This window comes from Pseudomonas sp. HC1(2025) (genome assembly GCF_058742075.1).
This window is the reverse complement of sequence record NZ_CP196017.1, coordinates 2,711,660-2,728,963: the sequence shown is the minus strand read 5'-3', so window position 1 is coordinate 2,728,963 and position 17,304 is coordinate 2,711,660. Positions and strand designations below refer to the sequence as shown.

12 protein-coding genes are annotated in these 17,304 nt (G+C 62.0%); 10 read left to right on the top strand and 2 right to left on the bottom strand.

The window, feature by feature from the left end:
* Positions 1–162 precede the first annotated feature (162 nt).
* The 7 genes from ACSSVH_RS12420 (at position 163) to ACSSVH_RS12390 (ending at position 8,521) form a co-directional block, all read left to right on the top strand.
* Entirely contained in the window at positions 163–570 is a 408-nt protein-coding gene (locus ACSSVH_RS12420; protein WP_172311201.1) for a GtrA family protein, read from the top strand.
* Positions 551–1,537: a glycosyltransferase family 2 protein gene (locus tag ACSSVH_RS12415; RefSeq protein WP_262381004.1), complete on the top strand. Its 987-nt coding sequence runs from the start codon at positions 551–553 to the stop codon at positions 1,535–1,537. The genes ACSSVH_RS12420 and ACSSVH_RS12415 overlap by 20 nt, the downstream gene beginning before the upstream one ends.
* On the top strand, positions 1,537–2,970 hold the full coding sequence (locus tag ACSSVH_RS12410) for an ArnT family glycosyltransferase (RefSeq protein ID WP_492634620.1): 1,434 nt from the start codon (positions 1,537–1,539) through the stop codon (positions 2,968–2,970). The genes ACSSVH_RS12415 and ACSSVH_RS12410 overlap by 1 nt, the downstream gene beginning before the upstream one ends.
* 50 nt (positions 2,971–3,020) lie before the next feature.
* The gene (locus tag ACSSVH_RS12405; protein WP_492634619.1) at positions 3,021–5,426 is read left to right on the top strand and encodes a glucose/quinate/shikimate family membrane-bound PQQ-dependent dehydrogenase; all 2,406 of its coding nucleotides are present in this window, start codon (positions 3,021–3,023) and stop codon (positions 5,424–5,426) included.
* A gap of 92 nt (positions 5,427–5,518) precedes the next feature.
* Positions 5,519–6,778, top strand: coding sequence for a carbohydrate porin (locus tag ACSSVH_RS12400; RefSeq protein WP_492634618.1), 1,260 nt, complete (start codon positions 5,519–5,521; stop codon positions 6,776–6,778).
* Positions 6,779–6,873: 95 nt separating this feature from the next.
* Positions 6,874–7,500 (top strand): LysE family translocator, encoded by a 627-nt coding sequence (locus tag ACSSVH_RS12395; RefSeq protein WP_492634617.1) that lies wholly within the window; start codon positions 6,874–6,876, stop codon positions 7,498–7,500.
* Between the two features lie 58 nt (positions 7,501–7,558).
* Entirely contained in the window at positions 7,559–8,521 is a 963-nt protein-coding gene (locus ACSSVH_RS12390) for an arsenic resistance protein (protein ID WP_169951439.1), read from the top strand.
* Here the strand turns inward: ACSSVH_RS12390 and yddG are convergent.
* Positions 8,518–9,408, bottom strand: coding sequence for an aromatic amino acid DMT transporter YddG (gene yddG / locus ACSSVH_RS12385; protein ID WP_169951437.1), 891 nt, complete (start codon positions 9,406–9,408; stop codon positions 8,518–8,520). The genes ACSSVH_RS12390 and yddG overlap by 4 nt on opposite strands.
* Positions 9,409–10,140: 732 nt before the next feature.
* Between yddG and mexE the strand changes: the two genes are divergently transcribed.
* Genes mexE through ACSSVH_RS12370 form a run of 3 tightly spaced genes read left to right on the top strand, consistent with a single transcriptional unit; the run spans position 10,141 to position 15,992 of the window.
* The gene (gene mexE / locus ACSSVH_RS12380; RefSeq protein ID WP_492634616.1) at positions 10,141–11,385 is read left to right on the top strand and encodes a multidrug efflux RND transporter periplasmic adaptor subunit MexE; all 1,245 of its coding nucleotides are present in this window, start codon (positions 10,141–10,143) and stop codon (positions 11,383–11,385) included.
* A 15-nt stretch (positions 11,386–11,400) separates the two neighbouring features.
* Positions 11,401–14,580: an efflux RND transporter permease subunit gene (locus ACSSVH_RS12375; protein ID WP_170041477.1), complete on the top strand. Its 3,180-nt coding sequence runs from the start codon at positions 11,401–11,403 to the stop codon at positions 14,578–14,580.
* Entirely contained in the window at positions 14,577–15,992 is a 1,416-nt protein-coding gene (locus ACSSVH_RS12370) for an efflux transporter outer membrane subunit (RefSeq protein WP_169951431.1), read from the top strand. The genes ACSSVH_RS12375 and ACSSVH_RS12370 overlap by 4 nt, the downstream gene beginning before the upstream one ends.
* 257 nt (positions 15,993–16,249) lie before the next feature.
* On the opposite strand, the gene ACSSVH_RS12365 is transcribed toward ACSSVH_RS12370, so the two are convergent.
* The gene (locus ACSSVH_RS12365; RefSeq protein WP_170057390.1) at positions 16,250–17,266 is read right to left on the bottom strand and encodes an AraC family transcriptional regulator; all 1,017 of its coding nucleotides are present in this window, start codon (positions 17,264–17,266) and stop codon (positions 16,250–16,252) included.
* Between the last annotated feature and the right edge of the window lie 38 nt (positions 17,267–17,304).

The window sequence follows — 17,304 nt, the reverse complement described above, 5'->3', positions numbered from 1 at the left end:
GGGACCGACTGCCCCTTTCTATAGGTGACTTATAACAACTAGCCAACACTAAAATTACACTTTGGCAATATGAGCCACTTCAAACATCTTTTTCACATTTGCACATTCATGAGTCGTTAAAGTCAGCACCATACAGACTCTTGAATACGTGTAACTCTCTCGATGACAGCCCCTGCGTCCCACAACACCTGCGCGCGACTACCTTGTTATTTAACAGTTGGAGTACTTGCCACCGGCGCTCACTACCTAACACTTTTGTTATTGTCGTTGGCGCTACCGGCATTAATAGCGACTTTACTGGGCGGACTAATCGGCACCGCCGTAAGTTACCAAGGCAACAAACGCTGGACGTTCACACCCCCCCGCCCACCCGATACTTATCAATGGTTGCGCTTTTGCATCACGGCCCTCGCCTATAACGCGGCAAACCTGGGGCTGATGGCCTTGCTGCTGGCGCTCTGGCCCCAGCACCTATGGCTGATGCAAGGGCTGACCACCCTCGCCCTGACGTTGCTCACATACCGAATCAATCAGCACTGGAGCTTTCGCCATGAACCCATCAAGACCTGAGCGCCCTCTGCGCCCGCTGCTCAGTGTGGTTGTCTGCTGTTATAACGAAGCCAAGGTACTGCCACTCTTTCATAAACGATTAATGGCTGTGCTGGACACATTAACCATTCGCCATGAAGTGTTGTATGTAAACGACGGCAGTCGCGATGAAACACTGGCGCTGCTGGCGGGTTATTGCCGGGTACCGGGGGTTCGCTGCCTAAACCTGAGCCGCAACTTCGGCAAGGAAGCGGCGATGGTCGCCGGTATTGATTATGCCGGTGGCAATGGGTTGTTATTTATTGACGCAGACCTGCAAGACCCACCCGAACTTATTCCATTAATGGTTCATCATTGGCTGACTGGCAGCGATATCGTCAATATGCAGCGCCGCACTCGACTGTCTGATACGTCAAGCAAACGGATCAGTGCCCATCTCTACTACAAACTGATGAACTTCCTGGCCGACAAGTTTGATGTGCCTGCCGACGTCAGCGACTTCCGTCTGATTGGCCCTGCGCCCCTGGCAGCGCTGCGATGCATGCCCGAGCGCACACGGTTCATGAAGGGCCTGATCAGTTGGCTGGGGTTCAATACTATCGAGCTGCCCTACGACCGTGAACCACGCAGCGCCGGCCTCAGCAAATGGGGGCCGCTGGCGCTGATCGACCTGGGTATCGAAGGTGTATTGGCCCTCTCGCGCAAGCCGTTGCGCTGGTTCAGCCTGCTCAGCCTGGTGATTTTCATCGCGACCCTGGTCCTGATCATCTATCAGGTCAGCGTCAATACCTTCAGTTCCCATCACGTGATCATGGGCATCGCCGCGTTCATCGCCCTGGGCATCGCGATGATCGGCGAATACCTGGGCGCGACGTTGAGCGAGGTCAGGCAGCGTCCCATCTACCTGCTCGACAGGCTGCTCGGCGAAACCCCCGAACGCCCGGAACACACCTGCCCCACACACCCTCGCGAACAAGAAAACCGCTGATGACTATGACGACCCGTACGCTATGGCTGCTATTGATCGCCATTTTGGGCCTGCGCCTGGCAAGCCTGGGGCTCTACCCGCTGATGGACACCTCAGAGGCCCGCTATGCAGAAATGGCGCGCAAGATGCTGGTACTCGGTAACTGGGTAACCCCGCTGTTCGAGGTGGATGTGCCGTTTTGGGGCAAGCCGCCGCTGTCGTTCTGGAGCCAGGCGCTGGCCATGCAGTGGCTGGGCATCAATGAATTCGCGATTCGTGTTCCGGCGTGGCTGTTTCATGTGGCCAGTTGCCTGATCATCATTCGTTTTGCCCGTGAGCAAGCGGATGAAAAAACCGCCGTGCTGGCGGCGATTATCTTTTCCAGCTCGACCCTCGGCCTGCTGTCAGCGGGGGTGGTGCTGACTGATCCGGCACTGAGTTTCTCGGTCCTGCTGGCCACCTACGGCTTTTGGCGCGGCGTGGCACAAGGCGACCGGCGGTGGGCGCTGGCAGGATTCGCCGGCCTGGGTCTTGGCCTGTTGGCGAAGGGGCCATTGGCAGTGGTCTTGGTCGCCATTCCCGCGTTCGCCTGGACCGTTGGTTATCGCCAGTGGCGCGCTTTTTTGCGCTTGCCCTGGCTCACCGGCGTTTTGCTGATGCTGCTGATCGCCGTGCCCTGGTACCTGCTTGCCGAACAACGCACCCCCGGCTTTCTTGATTACTTCCTCGTGGGCGAGCATTGGAAGCGCTATGTCGTCAGCGATTGGGCCGGCGACTTGTACGGCAGCGCCCATGCCCGGCCAATCGGTGCCATCTGGCTGGATCTGCTGCTGGCGTTTTTCCCGTGGACCCTGCTGCTACCCGCGCTCTACATTGGCTTTCGCCGCTCGGTGCTGTCGGGACGCTACTACGCGTTCATCACCCTGTGGGCCCTGGCAACCCCGGCCTTTTTCACGTTCTCCGGCAATATCCTGTGGACTTACCTGTTGCCGGCCCTACCGGCCTGGAGCCTGTTACTGGCAGGGGCGCTCAATCAGGCGCGCTGGAGCACCGGGAAAATAGTCACTGGACTGATGCTGGCACTGCTCTTGCCCGTGTGGCTGCCGATTGCCGCAATCGATGGCCGTGCCTTTGATCGGCCCAACAACCAGCGCGACCTCGCCTACGCCTGGCAGCAACTGCAAGCCAGCGCGCCGGGAAGCCTTTACTACTGGGGCCGCCGCTCCTATTCGGGAGAGTTCTACACAAAGGGCCAGGCGCGCCAGATCGACGACTTGAGCAGCCTGCCCGATGACCGGACGTTCTACATCGCCCGCCGCGAACGTGACCTCAAGCGCGGTCTCCAGGGGTTGCTGCCGTTGAACTGCGTCGAACAATTGCGGGCCAGCCAGAGTGTGTTGTTTAAGTGCGGTACAGGATCTGTAAATGCCATACAAAATGTACCAAGCAGTTAATTAGCTTGCTATCATTACTCCCCTGGACCATCACCCTCGGGTTTTTCGACATGAAACACACACCCCGCGCCGCTGGCGCCTCTCGATTCCTGTTGCTGGGCTTGGGCGTAATCATCGCCCTGCTCGGCGTGGCGTTGGCCGTCGGCGGCGCAAAACTGCTGAGCCTGGGCGGCTCCGGCTACTTCCTGATCGGCGGCGTGGCCATGGCCATTTCCGGCCTGTTGATTGCCAAGCGCAAACGAGCAGGTGCCTGGTTGTTCGCCGCATTTTTGCTTGGCACTGCCGTGTGGGCTGTGGTGGATGTAGGCCTGGTGTTCTGGCCACTGTTTTCGCGGTTGTTCATGTTCGCCGCCATTGGTCTTGCGGTGGCGCTGGCCTATCCGTTGCTGGCACCGGGCACCCGCCGTGGCGCCTTCAGCGTGGCGGGCGTGCTGGCGCTGGCATTGGCCGTGGCGGCGGGCAATATGTTTGTCGCCCACCCCAGTGTCGCGCCCAACGGTAAAGGCCCGGGCTTGACCCCCGTGGCCCCGGCAGAGGCGCAGAAGGACTGGGCGCACTACGGCAACACCGAAGGCGGCAGCCGTTTTGCAGCGCTGGACCAGATCAATCGCACCAACGTCGACAAGCTTAAAGTGGCCTGGACCTATCACACCGGTGATGTGGCCATCAGCGACGGCAATGGCGCCGAAGATCAACTCACACCCTTGCAGATCGGCAACAAGGTGTTTATCTGCACGCCCCATAACAACCTGATCGCGCTGGATGCCGACACCGGCAAAGAGCTGTGGAAGAACACCATCAACGCCCAGTCGGCGGTGTGGCAGCGCTGCCGTGGCATGGCCTATTTCGATGCCACCGCACCCATCGCCCAGCCAACCCAGGCCAACAGCTCGCCGATCATTGCCGCCAGCGTGCCGGCCGGTGCGCAGTGCCAGCAGCGCCTGCTGACCAATACCATCGATGCTCGATTGATTGCAGTGGATGCCGATACCGGCGAGTTCTGCGAGGACTTTGGCAACCACGGCCAAGTGGATTTGAAAGCCGGCCTGGGCAATGTGCCGGACAGCTATTACCAGTTGTCCTCCGCGCCATTGATCGCCGGCACCACCGTAGTAGTTGGCGGGCGCGTCGCCGATAACGTCCAGACCGATATGCCGGGCGGCGTGATCCGTGGTTTTGATGTGATCAGCGGGCAGATGCGCTGGGCATTCGACCCGGGCAACCCTGAAGACAAGCAGGCCCCCGCTGCCGGCAGCACCTATGTGCGCAGCACCCCCAACAGCTGGGCGCCGATGTCCTATGACCCGCTGATGAACACGGTATTCCTGCCGATGGGCAGTTCGTCCACCGATATCTATGGTGTGGAGCGCACCCAGCTCAATCACAAGTACGGCGCCTCGGTGCTGGCACTGGACGCTTCCACCGGTGCCGAAAAGTGGGTGTACCAGACCGTCCACAATGACCTCTGGGACTTCGACTTGCCGATGCAACCGAGCCTGATCGACTTCCCCCAGGCCGACGGCAAGACCGTACCCGCCGTGGTGATCGGCACCAAGGCCGGGCAGATCTATGTACTCGACCGCGCTACCGGCAAGCCGTTGACCGAGGTACAAGAGGTACCGGTCAAGGCTGCGGACATTCCCAATGAACCGTACTCGCCCACCCAGCCAAGGTCCGTGGGCATGCCACAGATCGGCGCGCAGACCCTGGGCGAAGCGGACATGTGGGGCGCAACCCCCTATGACCAGCTGCTGTGCCGCATCGACTTCAAGAGCATGCGCTACGACGGCCTGTACACCGCACCGGGCACCGATAAATCACTGAGCTTCCCCGGCTCCCTGGGCGGAATGAACTGGGGCAGTATTTCCACCGATCCGGTGCATGGCTTTATCTTCGTCAACGACATGCGCCTGGGCCTATGGATCCAGATGATCCCCTCGCAAAACAAGGCCCAGGCCTCCTCCGGTGGCGAGGCGTTGAACACCGGCATGGGCGCGGTGCCGCTCAAGGGCACGCCTTACGCGGTGAACAAAAACCGCTTCCTGTCGGTGGCCGGCATTCCGTGCCAGGCGCCACCGTTCGGCACCCTCACCGCCATCGACATGAAGACCCGGCAGATTGCCTGGCAAGTACCGGTCGGCACCGTTGAAGACACCGGCCCGCTGGGTATACGCATGCACCTGCCGATCAAGGTTGGCCTGCCGACCCTGGGCGGCACTCTGTCGACCCAAGGCGGCCTGGTGTTTATCGCCGGCACCCAGGACTTCTACCTGCGCGCCTTCAACAGCGCCAATGGCGAAGAAGCCTGGAAAGCCCGCCTGCCCGTGGGTAGCCAGGGTGGGCCGATGACCTATGTGTCGCCAAAAACCGGCAAACAGTATGTGGTCATCACTGCGGGCGGCGCGCGCCAATCCACCGACCGTGGCGACTACGTGATCGCCTACGCCCTGCCTTGAGCCCCGCGCGGCGCTGATGCGCCGCCATTTGAATGTGGGAGCCGGGCTGCACGGCTCCCACAGGTATCGTGATTTTTCCAGGAAGACCCCGCATGTCCCCCGCGTTTAATACTCTGTCTCTGCGCCTGCTCGCCAGCCTGCTGCTGGGCGCCACGCTGCCCGCCTACGGCAGCCCCCTCACCGTTGACTGGGGTGGCCTGCGCCATCAGCTCGACGAGCAAGGTATCAAGTTCACCGGCGACTACAGCGGCGAAACCGCCTATAACGCCAATGGCGGCCAGCATCGTTCGGCGCGCTACTCGCAAAACATCAAGCTTGGCGTGCAACTGGACCTGGGCAAATTGTATGGCCTGCACAACGGCGACAAGATCCAACTGACGATCAACGACCGGCGTGGCAACAGCGCCTCCGAAGACCTGGTGGGCAACCGCCTGCCGATCCAGGAAAACTACGGCGGGCTCTACACCCGTCTGACCGAACTGAGTTATGAGCGCACCCTGTTCACGCCCGCCCTGAACCTCAAGCTCGGCTACATGGCCATGGGCAACGACCTGGGCGGCCTCGACAGCGGGATCCTGTGCAACTTCATGAACGCCGGTTTCTGCGGGCACCCCCTGAACATGTCCGGCGGCAGCGGTTGGACCAACTACCCCAACGCTCACCTGGGCGCACGGGTGAAGTATGACTTCTCGCCGGCCTGGCAATTACGCGTGGCGGCGTTCAATGTCGACCCGCAAAGCAACGGCAACTCCAGCCGCGCCTGGCACCTGGGGCCCAAGCACACGACCGGCACCGTGGTGCCCATCGAGCTGGTCTACAAGCACGCCAGCGATCTGCCCGGCGAATACAAGCTTGGCTACTACTACGACAGCTCCAACGTGCAGCGCATCGGCAGCGCCAAGTACGTCAGCGGGCGCGGCGGCCATTATCTGCTGGTCGACCAGGCCCTGTGGAACTCCCAGGCCTCAGAGGGCCGGACCTTGCATGCGTTCGGCCAATACTCGGCCGCCAGCAAGGCGGCCTCGCCGTTCAGTCGCTGGTATGGCGCCGGCCTGGTGCTGTACAAGCCGTTCGCCAGCCGACCATGGGACACCGTAGCCCTGGGGTACGGCCGCGCCGTACCCAACCCGCGCAGCCGCGATGTGCTGCAGCAGGCCGCCCAAGCCCAAGACAGTGCCTTGCCAAACCTTGACAGTGCCGAACAGTTGCTCGAACTGAGCTACGGCTACCAGGCCACGCCCTGGCTGACCCTGCGCCCGGATGTGCAATACATCATTGAGCCAGGGGCGTTCGCCGCAAAGAAGATCGACAACGCGCTGATACTGGGATTGCAGGTGAAGGCGACGTTCTGAAGTGCTGACTTCCAGGCAGTTGGATCGAGCTTGATCTGGGTTGCCAGGTTGGCACACGATGGCGGACCTCAATCGTTGACGAAAGGACTGCCGTTATGTTCCCCCTGGATATCTGGCTGACCTATACCGCTGCCTGCCTGTTACTGGTGCTCTCCCCCGGCCCGGACAACCTACTGGCCATCGCTAGGGGGCTGAGCCAGGGACGCCTGGCGGCGGCCGTTTCCGGAGTTGCGTCGGGCACCGGCATTCTGTTTCACGTGGCGACGGCATCGCTGGGCCTGACTCTGCTGATGCAGACCTCCGCCGTGGCCTTCTGGGTGGTCAAAGTCATCGGCGCCAGCTACCTGCTGTGTCTGGGCATCAAGGTCTTGCGCTCGCGCAGCCTGATCAACTTCAAGCCGGCGGCGCGCCAACCGCTCAAAAGCATCTTCCTCACCGGCTTCCTGTCAGCGGCGCTGAACCCCAAGCCGGGGCTGTTTGTGCTGGCGTTCATTCCGCAGTTCGTCAACCCGTCATTGGGCTCGGTCACCTTGCAAATGATGGTCTATGGCGCCTGGTTCGCCGCATTGACCGCCCTGGGTTTTGCGCTCATGGGGATTTTTGCGACGCGCCTGTCGACATGGCTGCAGCGCAAGCCCAAAGTCGTCAATGGCCTGAATGTGGGTGCCGGACTGACCTTCGTCGCGTCCGGGCTTTCGGTGGCGGCACTCAGTCAAAAATGAGTGCCTGGTTTCGGTTACCCTGCACGGCGCGCACAGCCCCCCGTGACAAGGACACCCCGTGACCCGAGAACAACTTGAGCAGAACCAGATCCCCGTCTACCTTGTCGCCGTTATCGGCGCCGCGCTCGGTGGCCTGCTCGCCCCGCAGGCCGCAGCGGGGCTTGGCGCCCTGGTAACCCCGGCAATCGCCGTGCTGATGTACGCCATGTTCCTGCAGATCCCGTTTCTGCAACTGCGCCAGGGGCTGGCCAATAAACGCTTTATGGCGGCGCTGCTGATCGCCAACTTCGTGTTGATCCCGCTGCTGGTCTGGGGCTTGACCCGTGGTTTGAACGAGCGCCCGGCCATCCTGATCGGCGCGTTGCTGGTGCTGCTGACGCCGTGCATCGACTACGTGGTGGTGTTTACCCACATTGGCAAAGGCGACGCGCGGCTGACGCTGGCCGCCACCCCGGTGTTGCTGTTGCTGCAACTGGCCCTGCTGCCGTTGTACCTGGCGCTGATACCTTCCGGTGACGCCGCGGTGGCGATCTCAATCGGCCCGTTTGTCGAGGCCTTTTTGCTGCTGATCGTGGCGCCACTGCTGCTGGCGGTGCTGACCTGCGCGGGCGCCCGGCACTCGCGCCTGCTCGAGCGCTGGAACGATGGCTGGGCATGGATGCCGGTGCCGGCCATGGCGGCGGTGCTGATCGTGGTGATTGGCTCGCAGATCGCGTTTGTCGCGCAGCAGATCGAGCAGTTGTTGCCGGTGGTGCCGGTTTACTTAGGCTTTATGCTGTTGGCGCCAGTGGTCGGGGCACTCACGGCGTGGGCCTTTCGCTTGCCGGCAAGCACCGCGCGCGCGGTCACGTTCAGCAGCGCGACCCGCAACTCACTGGTGGTCTTGCCGCTGGCGCTGGCCCTGCCGGAAGATATCCGCGCCCTGGCCGCCGCCGCCGTCATCACCCAGACCTTGATCGAGTTGGTGTTCGAGCTGGTCTATATCCGGGTGATCCCGGCCCTGGTCTGGCGCAGCCGCTAGGGTTGCGCCCGTGTCGCGTGCCAGCACACCAGCGAGCCCGCGGTCACCAGCACCGCACCCTGCCAGAACTGCGGGGTGAGGTGAGCGCCCAGCCATAGCGCTGCAAAGGCCGACGACAGCACCGGCGCGCCATAGGACGCGGTCGCCAGCAAGGTCAGGTTGCCGCGCAGGATACCGATATTCCACAGTGCATAGCCGCCCGCCATGGCGATGCCCGTGGCGAGCAATTCCAGGCTACTCCCCAAGGTAAAAGCCGGCAGCACTTGGGCACTGAAGGCGAATTTTGCCCATAGCAGCGCCGCCGTCAGGATGAAAAACAACACCACCAGGTTCTGCCCGCCGGCGTAGCGCCGCGTGACGTTGCAATACAAGGCAAAGGTGATCGCACAGCCCAGGGCCAGGCTGTAGCTCAGGGGGTTGGATTGCACATTGGCGACGATGGTTGCCAATGCCAGGCCATCGCCACTGACCACCCACAGGATGCCAAACAGCGCCAGCGCCGAGCCTGGCACGATAATCCAGCGCGCTCGCTGGCCATTCATGACGATTGCCAACAACACCGTCAGGCACGGCCAGAGGTAGTTCACCACCCCCAGCTCAATCGCCTGGTTGCGGTTGCTGGCAAAACCCAGGGCCAGGGACAGGCAGACCTCGTAGGCCACGAACAACCCGCTGCCCATGATCAGGTAGCGCCAGGACGTGGCGCGCAGGCGCGGCCGTCCCAGCCAGGCCAGCAGCAGTATCGCGCCTACCGTATAGATCAGCGCCGCGCCCCCCAAGGGCCCGAACAGTTCACTGACACTGCGGATCAAACCGGCGGCGGTGCTCCATAAAACAATCGCGACCAAACCACACACCGTCGCGGCCCGCTCCCCCCTGATCTGCATGGATGCCTCTCTGAGAATGTCCACAGCCACAGCACCTGCGGCACAAAGGCCGCAACGGTACACGCTGGGGTATTGCTTGTCTCCTTGTGGGAACCACAACCAAGCAATCTCATTGAGAGCAGAAATCATGACCACGCCACACATCAACTGTAGGAGCGGGCTTGCCTGCGATGGCGGTGGGTCAGCCGCCACATCCTTACTTGACCTACCGCCATCGCGGGCAAGCCCGCTCCCACAGTGGGAACTCAGCGAGTAGAAAATTGTGGCCATACCACAATTCAAATGTAGGAGCGGGCTTGCCCGCGATGGTGGTGGGTCAATCGCCAAAAATAGTGACTGAACAGCCGCCATCGCGGGCAAGCCCGCTCCCACAGGGGGAACTCAGCGAGCAGAAAAATGTGGCCATACCACAATTCAAATGTAGGAGCGGGCTTGCCTGCGATGGCGGTGGGTCAGCCGCCAAAAATAGTGACTGAACAGCCGCCATCGCGGGCAAGCCCGCTCCCACAGTGGGATCACTTTAGGGCAAGGCTGTTTGGTTGGTTGCAGTTCGCGCAACAGTGTCTTGTCATTAACGGGATTGATAGCACCCTAACGAAAGCCCCATGCTAGAGGGCTTGGCTGGCGCTTATATCATTCCGAATGATAGTTACCTTTGTTTCATTCGATTCGTGAGATAGCACACTGCCGAGCATGATCCGCCCATCTCAAATACATTGGCGGATGCACCTCATGGAACAGTCACTCAAACATTTGCGCTATCCCCTGGCCCTTTTGGCCGTGCTGGTGATGAGCGCATGCGGCAAGGCCCCCGAGCAAGCGGCCGCCATGCCCGCCAGCAAAGTCAGCGTTGCCAAGGTCCTGGAACAACCGGTCAATGAATGGGACGAGTTCACCGGCCGCCTCGAAGCCCCGGAAACCGTACAGATCCGCCCGCGTGTATCAGGCCAGATCGACCAGGTCGCCTTCACCGAAGGCGCGCTGGTAAAAAAAGGCGACCTGCTGTTCCAGATCGACCCGCGTCCATTCCAGGCTGAAGTGCGCCGCCTGGAAGCCCAGCTTCAACAGACCAAAGCCGCTGCTTCGCGCAGTGACAATGAAGCCCAGCGTGGCGAGCGCCTGCGCCAGAGCAATGCGATTTCTGCCGAGTTGGCCGACTCGCGTACCACCGCCGCCCAGGAAGCCCGTGCTGCCGTGGCCGGAATCCAGGCGCAACTGGACCTGGCCCGCCTGAACCTGAGTTTCACCCGTGTCACCTCGCCCATCAGTGGCCGTGTCAGCCGCGCCGCGATCACCGCCGGCAACCTGGTCACCGCCGATGTCACCGAGCTGACTAGCGTGGTCTCCACCGACAAGGTCTACGCCTACTTCGACGCTGACGAACGCGTGTACCTCAAGTACACCGAGCTGGCGCGCCAAGGCCGTCGCGGCGCCACCACCCCGGTGTACCTGGGCCTGTCCAATGAAGACGGCAACCCGCACCTGGGCCAGATGAACTTTGTCGACAACCAGGTCAACCCCGCCACCGGCACCATCCGTGGGCGCGCGGTGTTCGACAACAGCGACGGGCGTTTCACCCCTGGCCTGTATGCGCGCCTCAAGTTGGTCGGCAGCGGCACCTACTCCGCCGTGCTGATCACCGACGAAGCCGTGGGCACCGACCTTGGCAAGAAGTTTGTGCTGGTGATGGACGCCGACAACAAGTCCGCCTACCGCGCCGTGGAACTGGGGCCGAAGATCGAAGGCTTGCGCATCGTGCGCAGCGGCCTGAGCAAGGACGACACCATTATCGTCAAGGGCTTGCAGCGGGTGCGCCCGGGTTCGCCGGTTGCCCCAGAAACCATCCCGATGGCCAGCCAGGCAATCCTCGCCGCCCTGGCCCAACAACGACAAGCGCTTGAAGCCAGCAACCTGGAGCAAGTGGCACCGGATAAAACCGCGCCCAAGCTCGCCAGTGTCGCGACTCCACGCGGTTAAGGGACTACACACCAGATGAATTTTTCCAAGTTCTTCATATCGCGGCCGATCTTCGCAGCGGTGCTATCGCTGCTGATCCTGATCGCCGGCGCAATCTCGCTGTTCCAACTGCCGATCAGCGAATACCCGGAAGTGGTACCGCCGACCGTAGTGGTGCGCGCCAACTTCCCCGGCGCCAACCCCAAGGTCATCGGTGAAACCGTGGCCTCGCCGCTGGAACAGGCGATCACCGGCGTCGAGAACATGCTCTATATGTCCTCGCAGTCGACCGCCGACGGCAAGCTCACCCTGACCATCACCTTCGCCCTGGGCACCGACCTGGATAACGCGCAGGTGCAGGTGCAAAACCGTGTGACGCGCACTCAGCCCAAACTGCCTGAGGAAGTGACACGCATTGGTATCACCGTGGACAAGGCCTCCCCCGACCTGACCATGGTCGTGCACTTGACCTCCCCGGACCAACGCTACGACATGCTGTACCTGTCCAACTACGCGATCCTCAATATCAAGGATGAGCTGGCGCGGCTGGGCGGCGTGGGTGATGTGCAGTTGTTCGGCATGGGCGATTACTCGCTGCGGGTGTGGCTGGATCCGAACAAGACCGCCTCGCGCAACCTGACCGCCACCGATGTGGTAACCGCGATTCGTGAACAGAACCGCCAGGTGGCCGCCGGTGCCCTGGGCGCGCAACCTGCGCCCAACGACACCAGCTTCCAGTTGTCGGTCAATACCCAGGGCCGCCTGGTCACCGAGGAAGAGTTCGAAAACATCGTGATTCGCGCCGGCGACAACGGTGAGATCACGCGCCTCAAGGACATCGCCCGCGTTGAGCTGGGCTCCAGCCAATATGCCCTGCGCTCGCTGATCGACAATCAGCCGGCGGTGGCGATTCCGATCTTCCAGCGCCCGGGCTCCAATGCCATCGACATCTCCAATGATGTGCGCAGCAAAATGGCCGAGCTGAAAAAGAGCTTCCCCGAAGGCATGGATTACCGCATCGCCTACGACCCGACCGTGTTTGTGCGCGGCTCGATCGAGGCGGTGGTGCACACCTTGTTCGAGGCGTTGATCCTGGTAGTGCTGGTGGTGATCCTGTTCCTGCAGACCTGGCGTGCGTCGATCATCCCCCTGGTCGCAGTGCCGGTGTCGCTGATCGGCACCTTTGCGGTGATGCACTTGTTCGGCTTTTCCCTCAATGCGCTGTCGCTGTTCGGCCTGGTGTTGGCCATCGGGATCGTGGTGGACGACGCCATCGTGGTGGTGGAGAACGTCGAACGTAATATCGAGCTGGGCCTGGAGCCCTTCCCGGCCACGGAAAAAGCCATGAGCGAAGTGACCGGGCCGATCATTGCCACGGCGCTGGTGCTGTGTGCGGTGTTTATCCCGGCCGCCTTTATCAGCGGCTTGACCGGGCAGTTCTATAAGCAGTTTGCCTTGACCATCGCCATCTCGACCGTGATCTCGGCATTCAACTCCCTGACCCTGTCGCCGGCCCTTGCCGCAGTCTTGCTGCGCAGCCATGACGCGCCAAAAGACCGGTTCTCCAGGTTCCTCGACAAGCTCTTCGGTGGCTGGCTGTTCCGCCCGTTCAACCGCTTCTTTGAAAAGGCCAGCCATGGCTATGTCGGCACCGTGCGCCGGGTGATCCGTGGCACCGGTATCGCGCTGTTCGTGTATGGCGGCCTGATGGTGCTGACCTTCTTCGGGTTTGCCCACACGCCCACCGGTTTCGTACCGGCCCAGGACAAGCAATACCTGGTGGCCTTCGCCCAACTGCCGGACGCCGCGAGCCTAGACCGCACCGAAAACGTGATCAAGCGCATGTCTGACATCGCCTTGAAACAGCCCGGCGTCGAAAGCGCCATCGCTTTCCCGGGCCTGTCGATCAACGGGTTCACCAACAGCCCCAACAGCGGCATTGTGTTCGTGACCTTGAAACCGTTCGGCGAGCGCAAGGACCCCAGCATGTCCGCCGGGGCGATTGCCGGGGCGCTGAACGGCAAGTACGCCGACATCCAGGAAGCCTACATGGCGATCTTCCCACCGCCGCCGGTACAGGGCCTGGGCACCATCGGTGGGTTCCGCCTGCAAGTCGAAGACCGCGGCAACCTGGGCTATGAAGAACTGTACAAAGAAGTGCAGAACGTCATCGCCAAGAGCCACAACGTGCCGGAACTGTTTGGCCTGTTCACCAGCTACACGGTCAACGTGCCCCAGGTCGATGCTGCTATCGACCGGGAAAAGGCCAAGACCCACGGCGTGGCGATCAGCGACATCTTCGACACCCTGCAAATCTACCTGGGCTCGTTGTATGCCAACGACTTCAACCGCTTTGGCCGTACCTACCAGGTCAACGTGCAGGCTGAACAGCAGTTCCGCCTGGACCAGGACCAGATCGGCCAGTTGAAAGTGCGCAACAACAAGGGCGAGATGATCCCGCTGGCGACCTTCATCAAGGTCAGCGACACCTCGGGGCCGGACCGTGTGATGCACTACAACGGCTTTATCACCGCCGAGATCAACGGCAACGCCGCCCCCGGCTACAGCTCGGGCCAGGCGGAGGCGGCGATCGAGAAACTGCTCAAAGAGGAACTGCCCAACGGCATGACCTACGAGTGGACTGACCTGACGTATCAGCAAATCCTCTCGGGCAATACCGCGCTGTTCGTGTTCCCACTCTGCGTACTGCTGGCGTTCCTGGTACTGGCCGCTCAGTACGAAAGCTGGAGCTTGCCACTGGCGGTGATCCTGATCGTACCGATGACCCTGCTGTCGGCCATCACCGGGGTGATTCTGTCCGGTGGCGACAACAACATCTTTACCCAGATCGGCTTGATCGTACTGGTGGGCCTGGCCTGTAAGAACGCGATCCTGATCGTCGAATTCGCCAAGGATAAACAGGAAGAAGGCCTCGACCCGCTGGCTGCGGTGCTGGAAGCCTGCCGCCTGCGTTTGCGGCCGATCCTGATGACCTCGTTCGCTTTCATCATGGGCGTGGTGCCCCTGGTGTTCTCCAGCGGCGCCGGTGCCGAGATGCGTCATGCCATGGGTGTGGCGGTGTTCTCCGGGATGATCGGTGTGACCTTCTTCGGCCTGTTGCTGACGCCGGTGTTCTACGTGTTGATCCGCCGCTATGTGGAGCGCAGCCAAGCGCGCAAAGCGGCCAAGGCCTTGCAGCTGGAGACACAGCAATGAATGTGAAAGTGTTCCTGCCGAGCCTGTTGGTATTGGCGCTCGCCGCCTGTGCCGTGGGCCCGGACTATAAAACCCAGCAACTGGAGGCGGCCAACATCACGGCCGCCGCCGATGCCAAGCAATACGACCACGCCAAGTTCGAAGGCATCTGGTGGCAGCAATTCGAAGACCCGATCCTCAACCAACTGGTCAGCCAATCGTTGAGCGGCAACCGGGACCTGCGGGTCGCGTTTGCCCGCCTGCGGGCCGCCCGGGCGATTCGCGATGACGCCAGCAATGACGCGATGCCGACCATCACCAGCCGCGCTAGCAGCGACTTGGCCAAGGGCCAGATCCCTGGCCAGACCACACGCCGGGTCAATAGCGAGCGCTATGACCTGGGCCTGGACATGGCCTGGGAGCTGGACCTGTTTGGCCGCATCCAGCGCAATCTCGAAGCCAGCGACGCAGACCAGCAGGCCGCCGAAGCCGACCTCTACCAACTGCAAGTCAGCCTGATTGCCGAACTGGTAGACGCCTACGGCCAACTGCGCGGTGCGCAACTGCGGGAAAAAATCGCCCTGGCCAACCTGAAGAACCAGCAGGACTCGCGCACCATCACCGAAAGCCTGCGCGATGCCGGCGTCGGCGACCAACTGGACGTGGTACGTGCCGATGCGCGCCTGGCAGCGGTCGAAGCCAGCGTGCCGCAATTGCAGGCCGAGCAAGTGCGCGAGCGCAATCGCATCGCCACCCTCCTCGGCCAGCGCCCGGACAAACTCAGCGTGGACCTGAGCCCAGCCAACCTGCCGGCAATTGCCAAGGCCTTGCCGATTGGCGACCCGGGGCAACTGCTGCAACGGCGCCCGGACATTCTCAGTGCCGAACGCAAACTGGCAGCGGCTACCGCACGTATCGGCGTGGCCAAGGCCGACTTGTTTCCACGGGTCAGCCTCAGTGGCTTCCTTGGGTTTACCGCTGGCCGTGGCTCGCAGATCGGTTCCTCCGCCGCCAACGCCTGGGCCCTGGGCCCGAGCATCACCTGGGCGGCCTTTGACCTGGGCAGCGTACGCGCCCGCCTGCGCGGCGCCGATGCCGAAGCCGACGGCGCCCTGGCCACCTACGAGCAGCAAGTATTGCTAGCGTTGGAAGAGTCAGAGAATGCCTTCAGCGACTACGGCAAGCGCCAGCAGCGCCTGGTCTCGCTGATCCGCCAGAGCGAATCCAGCCGTGCCGCGGCCGACCTGGCCGAAATCCGCTACCGCGAAGGCACTGCCGACTTCCTCGTACTGCTCGACGCCCAACGTGAACGCCTGCTGGCCGAAGACGCCCAGGCCCTGGCCGAAGTAGACCTGTATCGCGGCATCGTGGCGATCTACAAGGCATTGGGGGGTGGCTGGCAGCCGGAGACGGTGGTCGCCAGCGCAAAGTGATGTAAAGAGCTCCTTTGGTTGGTCGCATCCAGCCAATTTTTAGCCCCGTGGTCCATTCGGTCACGGGGCTTTTTTTTGCCTGTTAGGGCCCCGCCAGACACGTCGCTCAAGGTCGCTAAGATCAAAGGTGGGAGCTGTCTCGCTCTGCGAGGCTGCGATAGCGGTGGGTCAGGCGATACAAAGACTGGCTGTGCCACCAGTATCGCAGCCTCGCAGAGCGAGACAGCTCCTACAAGGTTCAGTTTCGCCGATCTGACTCAGTTGGCTTCAGTGAGAATCAAGCTGCGGTAATGCCCGGGATTGGAGCCCGACCATTTGCGAAAGGCCTTGTAGAACGAACTCACATCGGCGAAACCCAGGCGGCTGGCGATCTCGGCGAAGCTGATATCGGCCTCGGCCAGCCACACAACCGCCAGTTCCTTGCGCACGCTGTCCTTCAGGCCCTGGTAGGTCTGCCCTTCTTCCGCCAGGCGCCGGCGCAGGGTCGAGGCGGACATGCACAACTCCTGAGCCAGGCTTTCGGTTTCCGGCCACTGTTGGGCCGGGCGTCGGCGCAGGTCATGCTTGATGCGCATCGCCAGGCTGTCGGGGTCGCGGTATTTGACCAGGATGTTAGCCGGCGCCTGGGCCAGGAAGCGCTTGAGTTCCTCGGGGCTGCGCTTGACCGGCAGGTCGAGGCAGTCGGCAGAAAAGATCATGCGTGTACGCGTGCGATCAAAGCGCAGGTTGTCGGAGAACATCACCTGGTAGTCGTCGCAGAAGTCCGGTTGCGGGCAGCGCAATTCAATGGCCAGGATCGGGATGCGTCGCCCGGCCAGCCAGCAGGCGACGCCGTGGACGATCATCCAGTAGCAAAAATAGGTGAACGCCCGTCGCGGTTCGGGTTCGGGCTCCAGCAAGACGATTTCCGCCAGGCTTTGCTGGCGCACCAATTGCGCGGGCAGGTGCTCGAGCATCAACGACAGGAAGCCCAGGCCGGTTTCCAGGGCCTCGCCCAGGGTAGGCTGGGCCATGGACGCGCGACACAGGAACCCCAGGCTGCCGGACTTGAGCTTGCGCGGGTCCATGCCAAAAAACTCATCATCCCGACGCCGCGCCAGCAAGCGCCAGAGCCGCGCGTACGCCAGCGCCGGGACGCGGGCGGCAGGCTGCTCCAGCAAGGCAGGCTCGATCCCGACCTTGTTCAGGGCCTCCCGCGTCGCCGCACCGGGGGCGCAACTCTGCAACAGGGCTTCACGAACCAGGTGGATGGAGATTGTGTCTTTTTCCGACATGGGCCAGGGCTCAATCTTGTAGGTCGGCCATTGTAGGA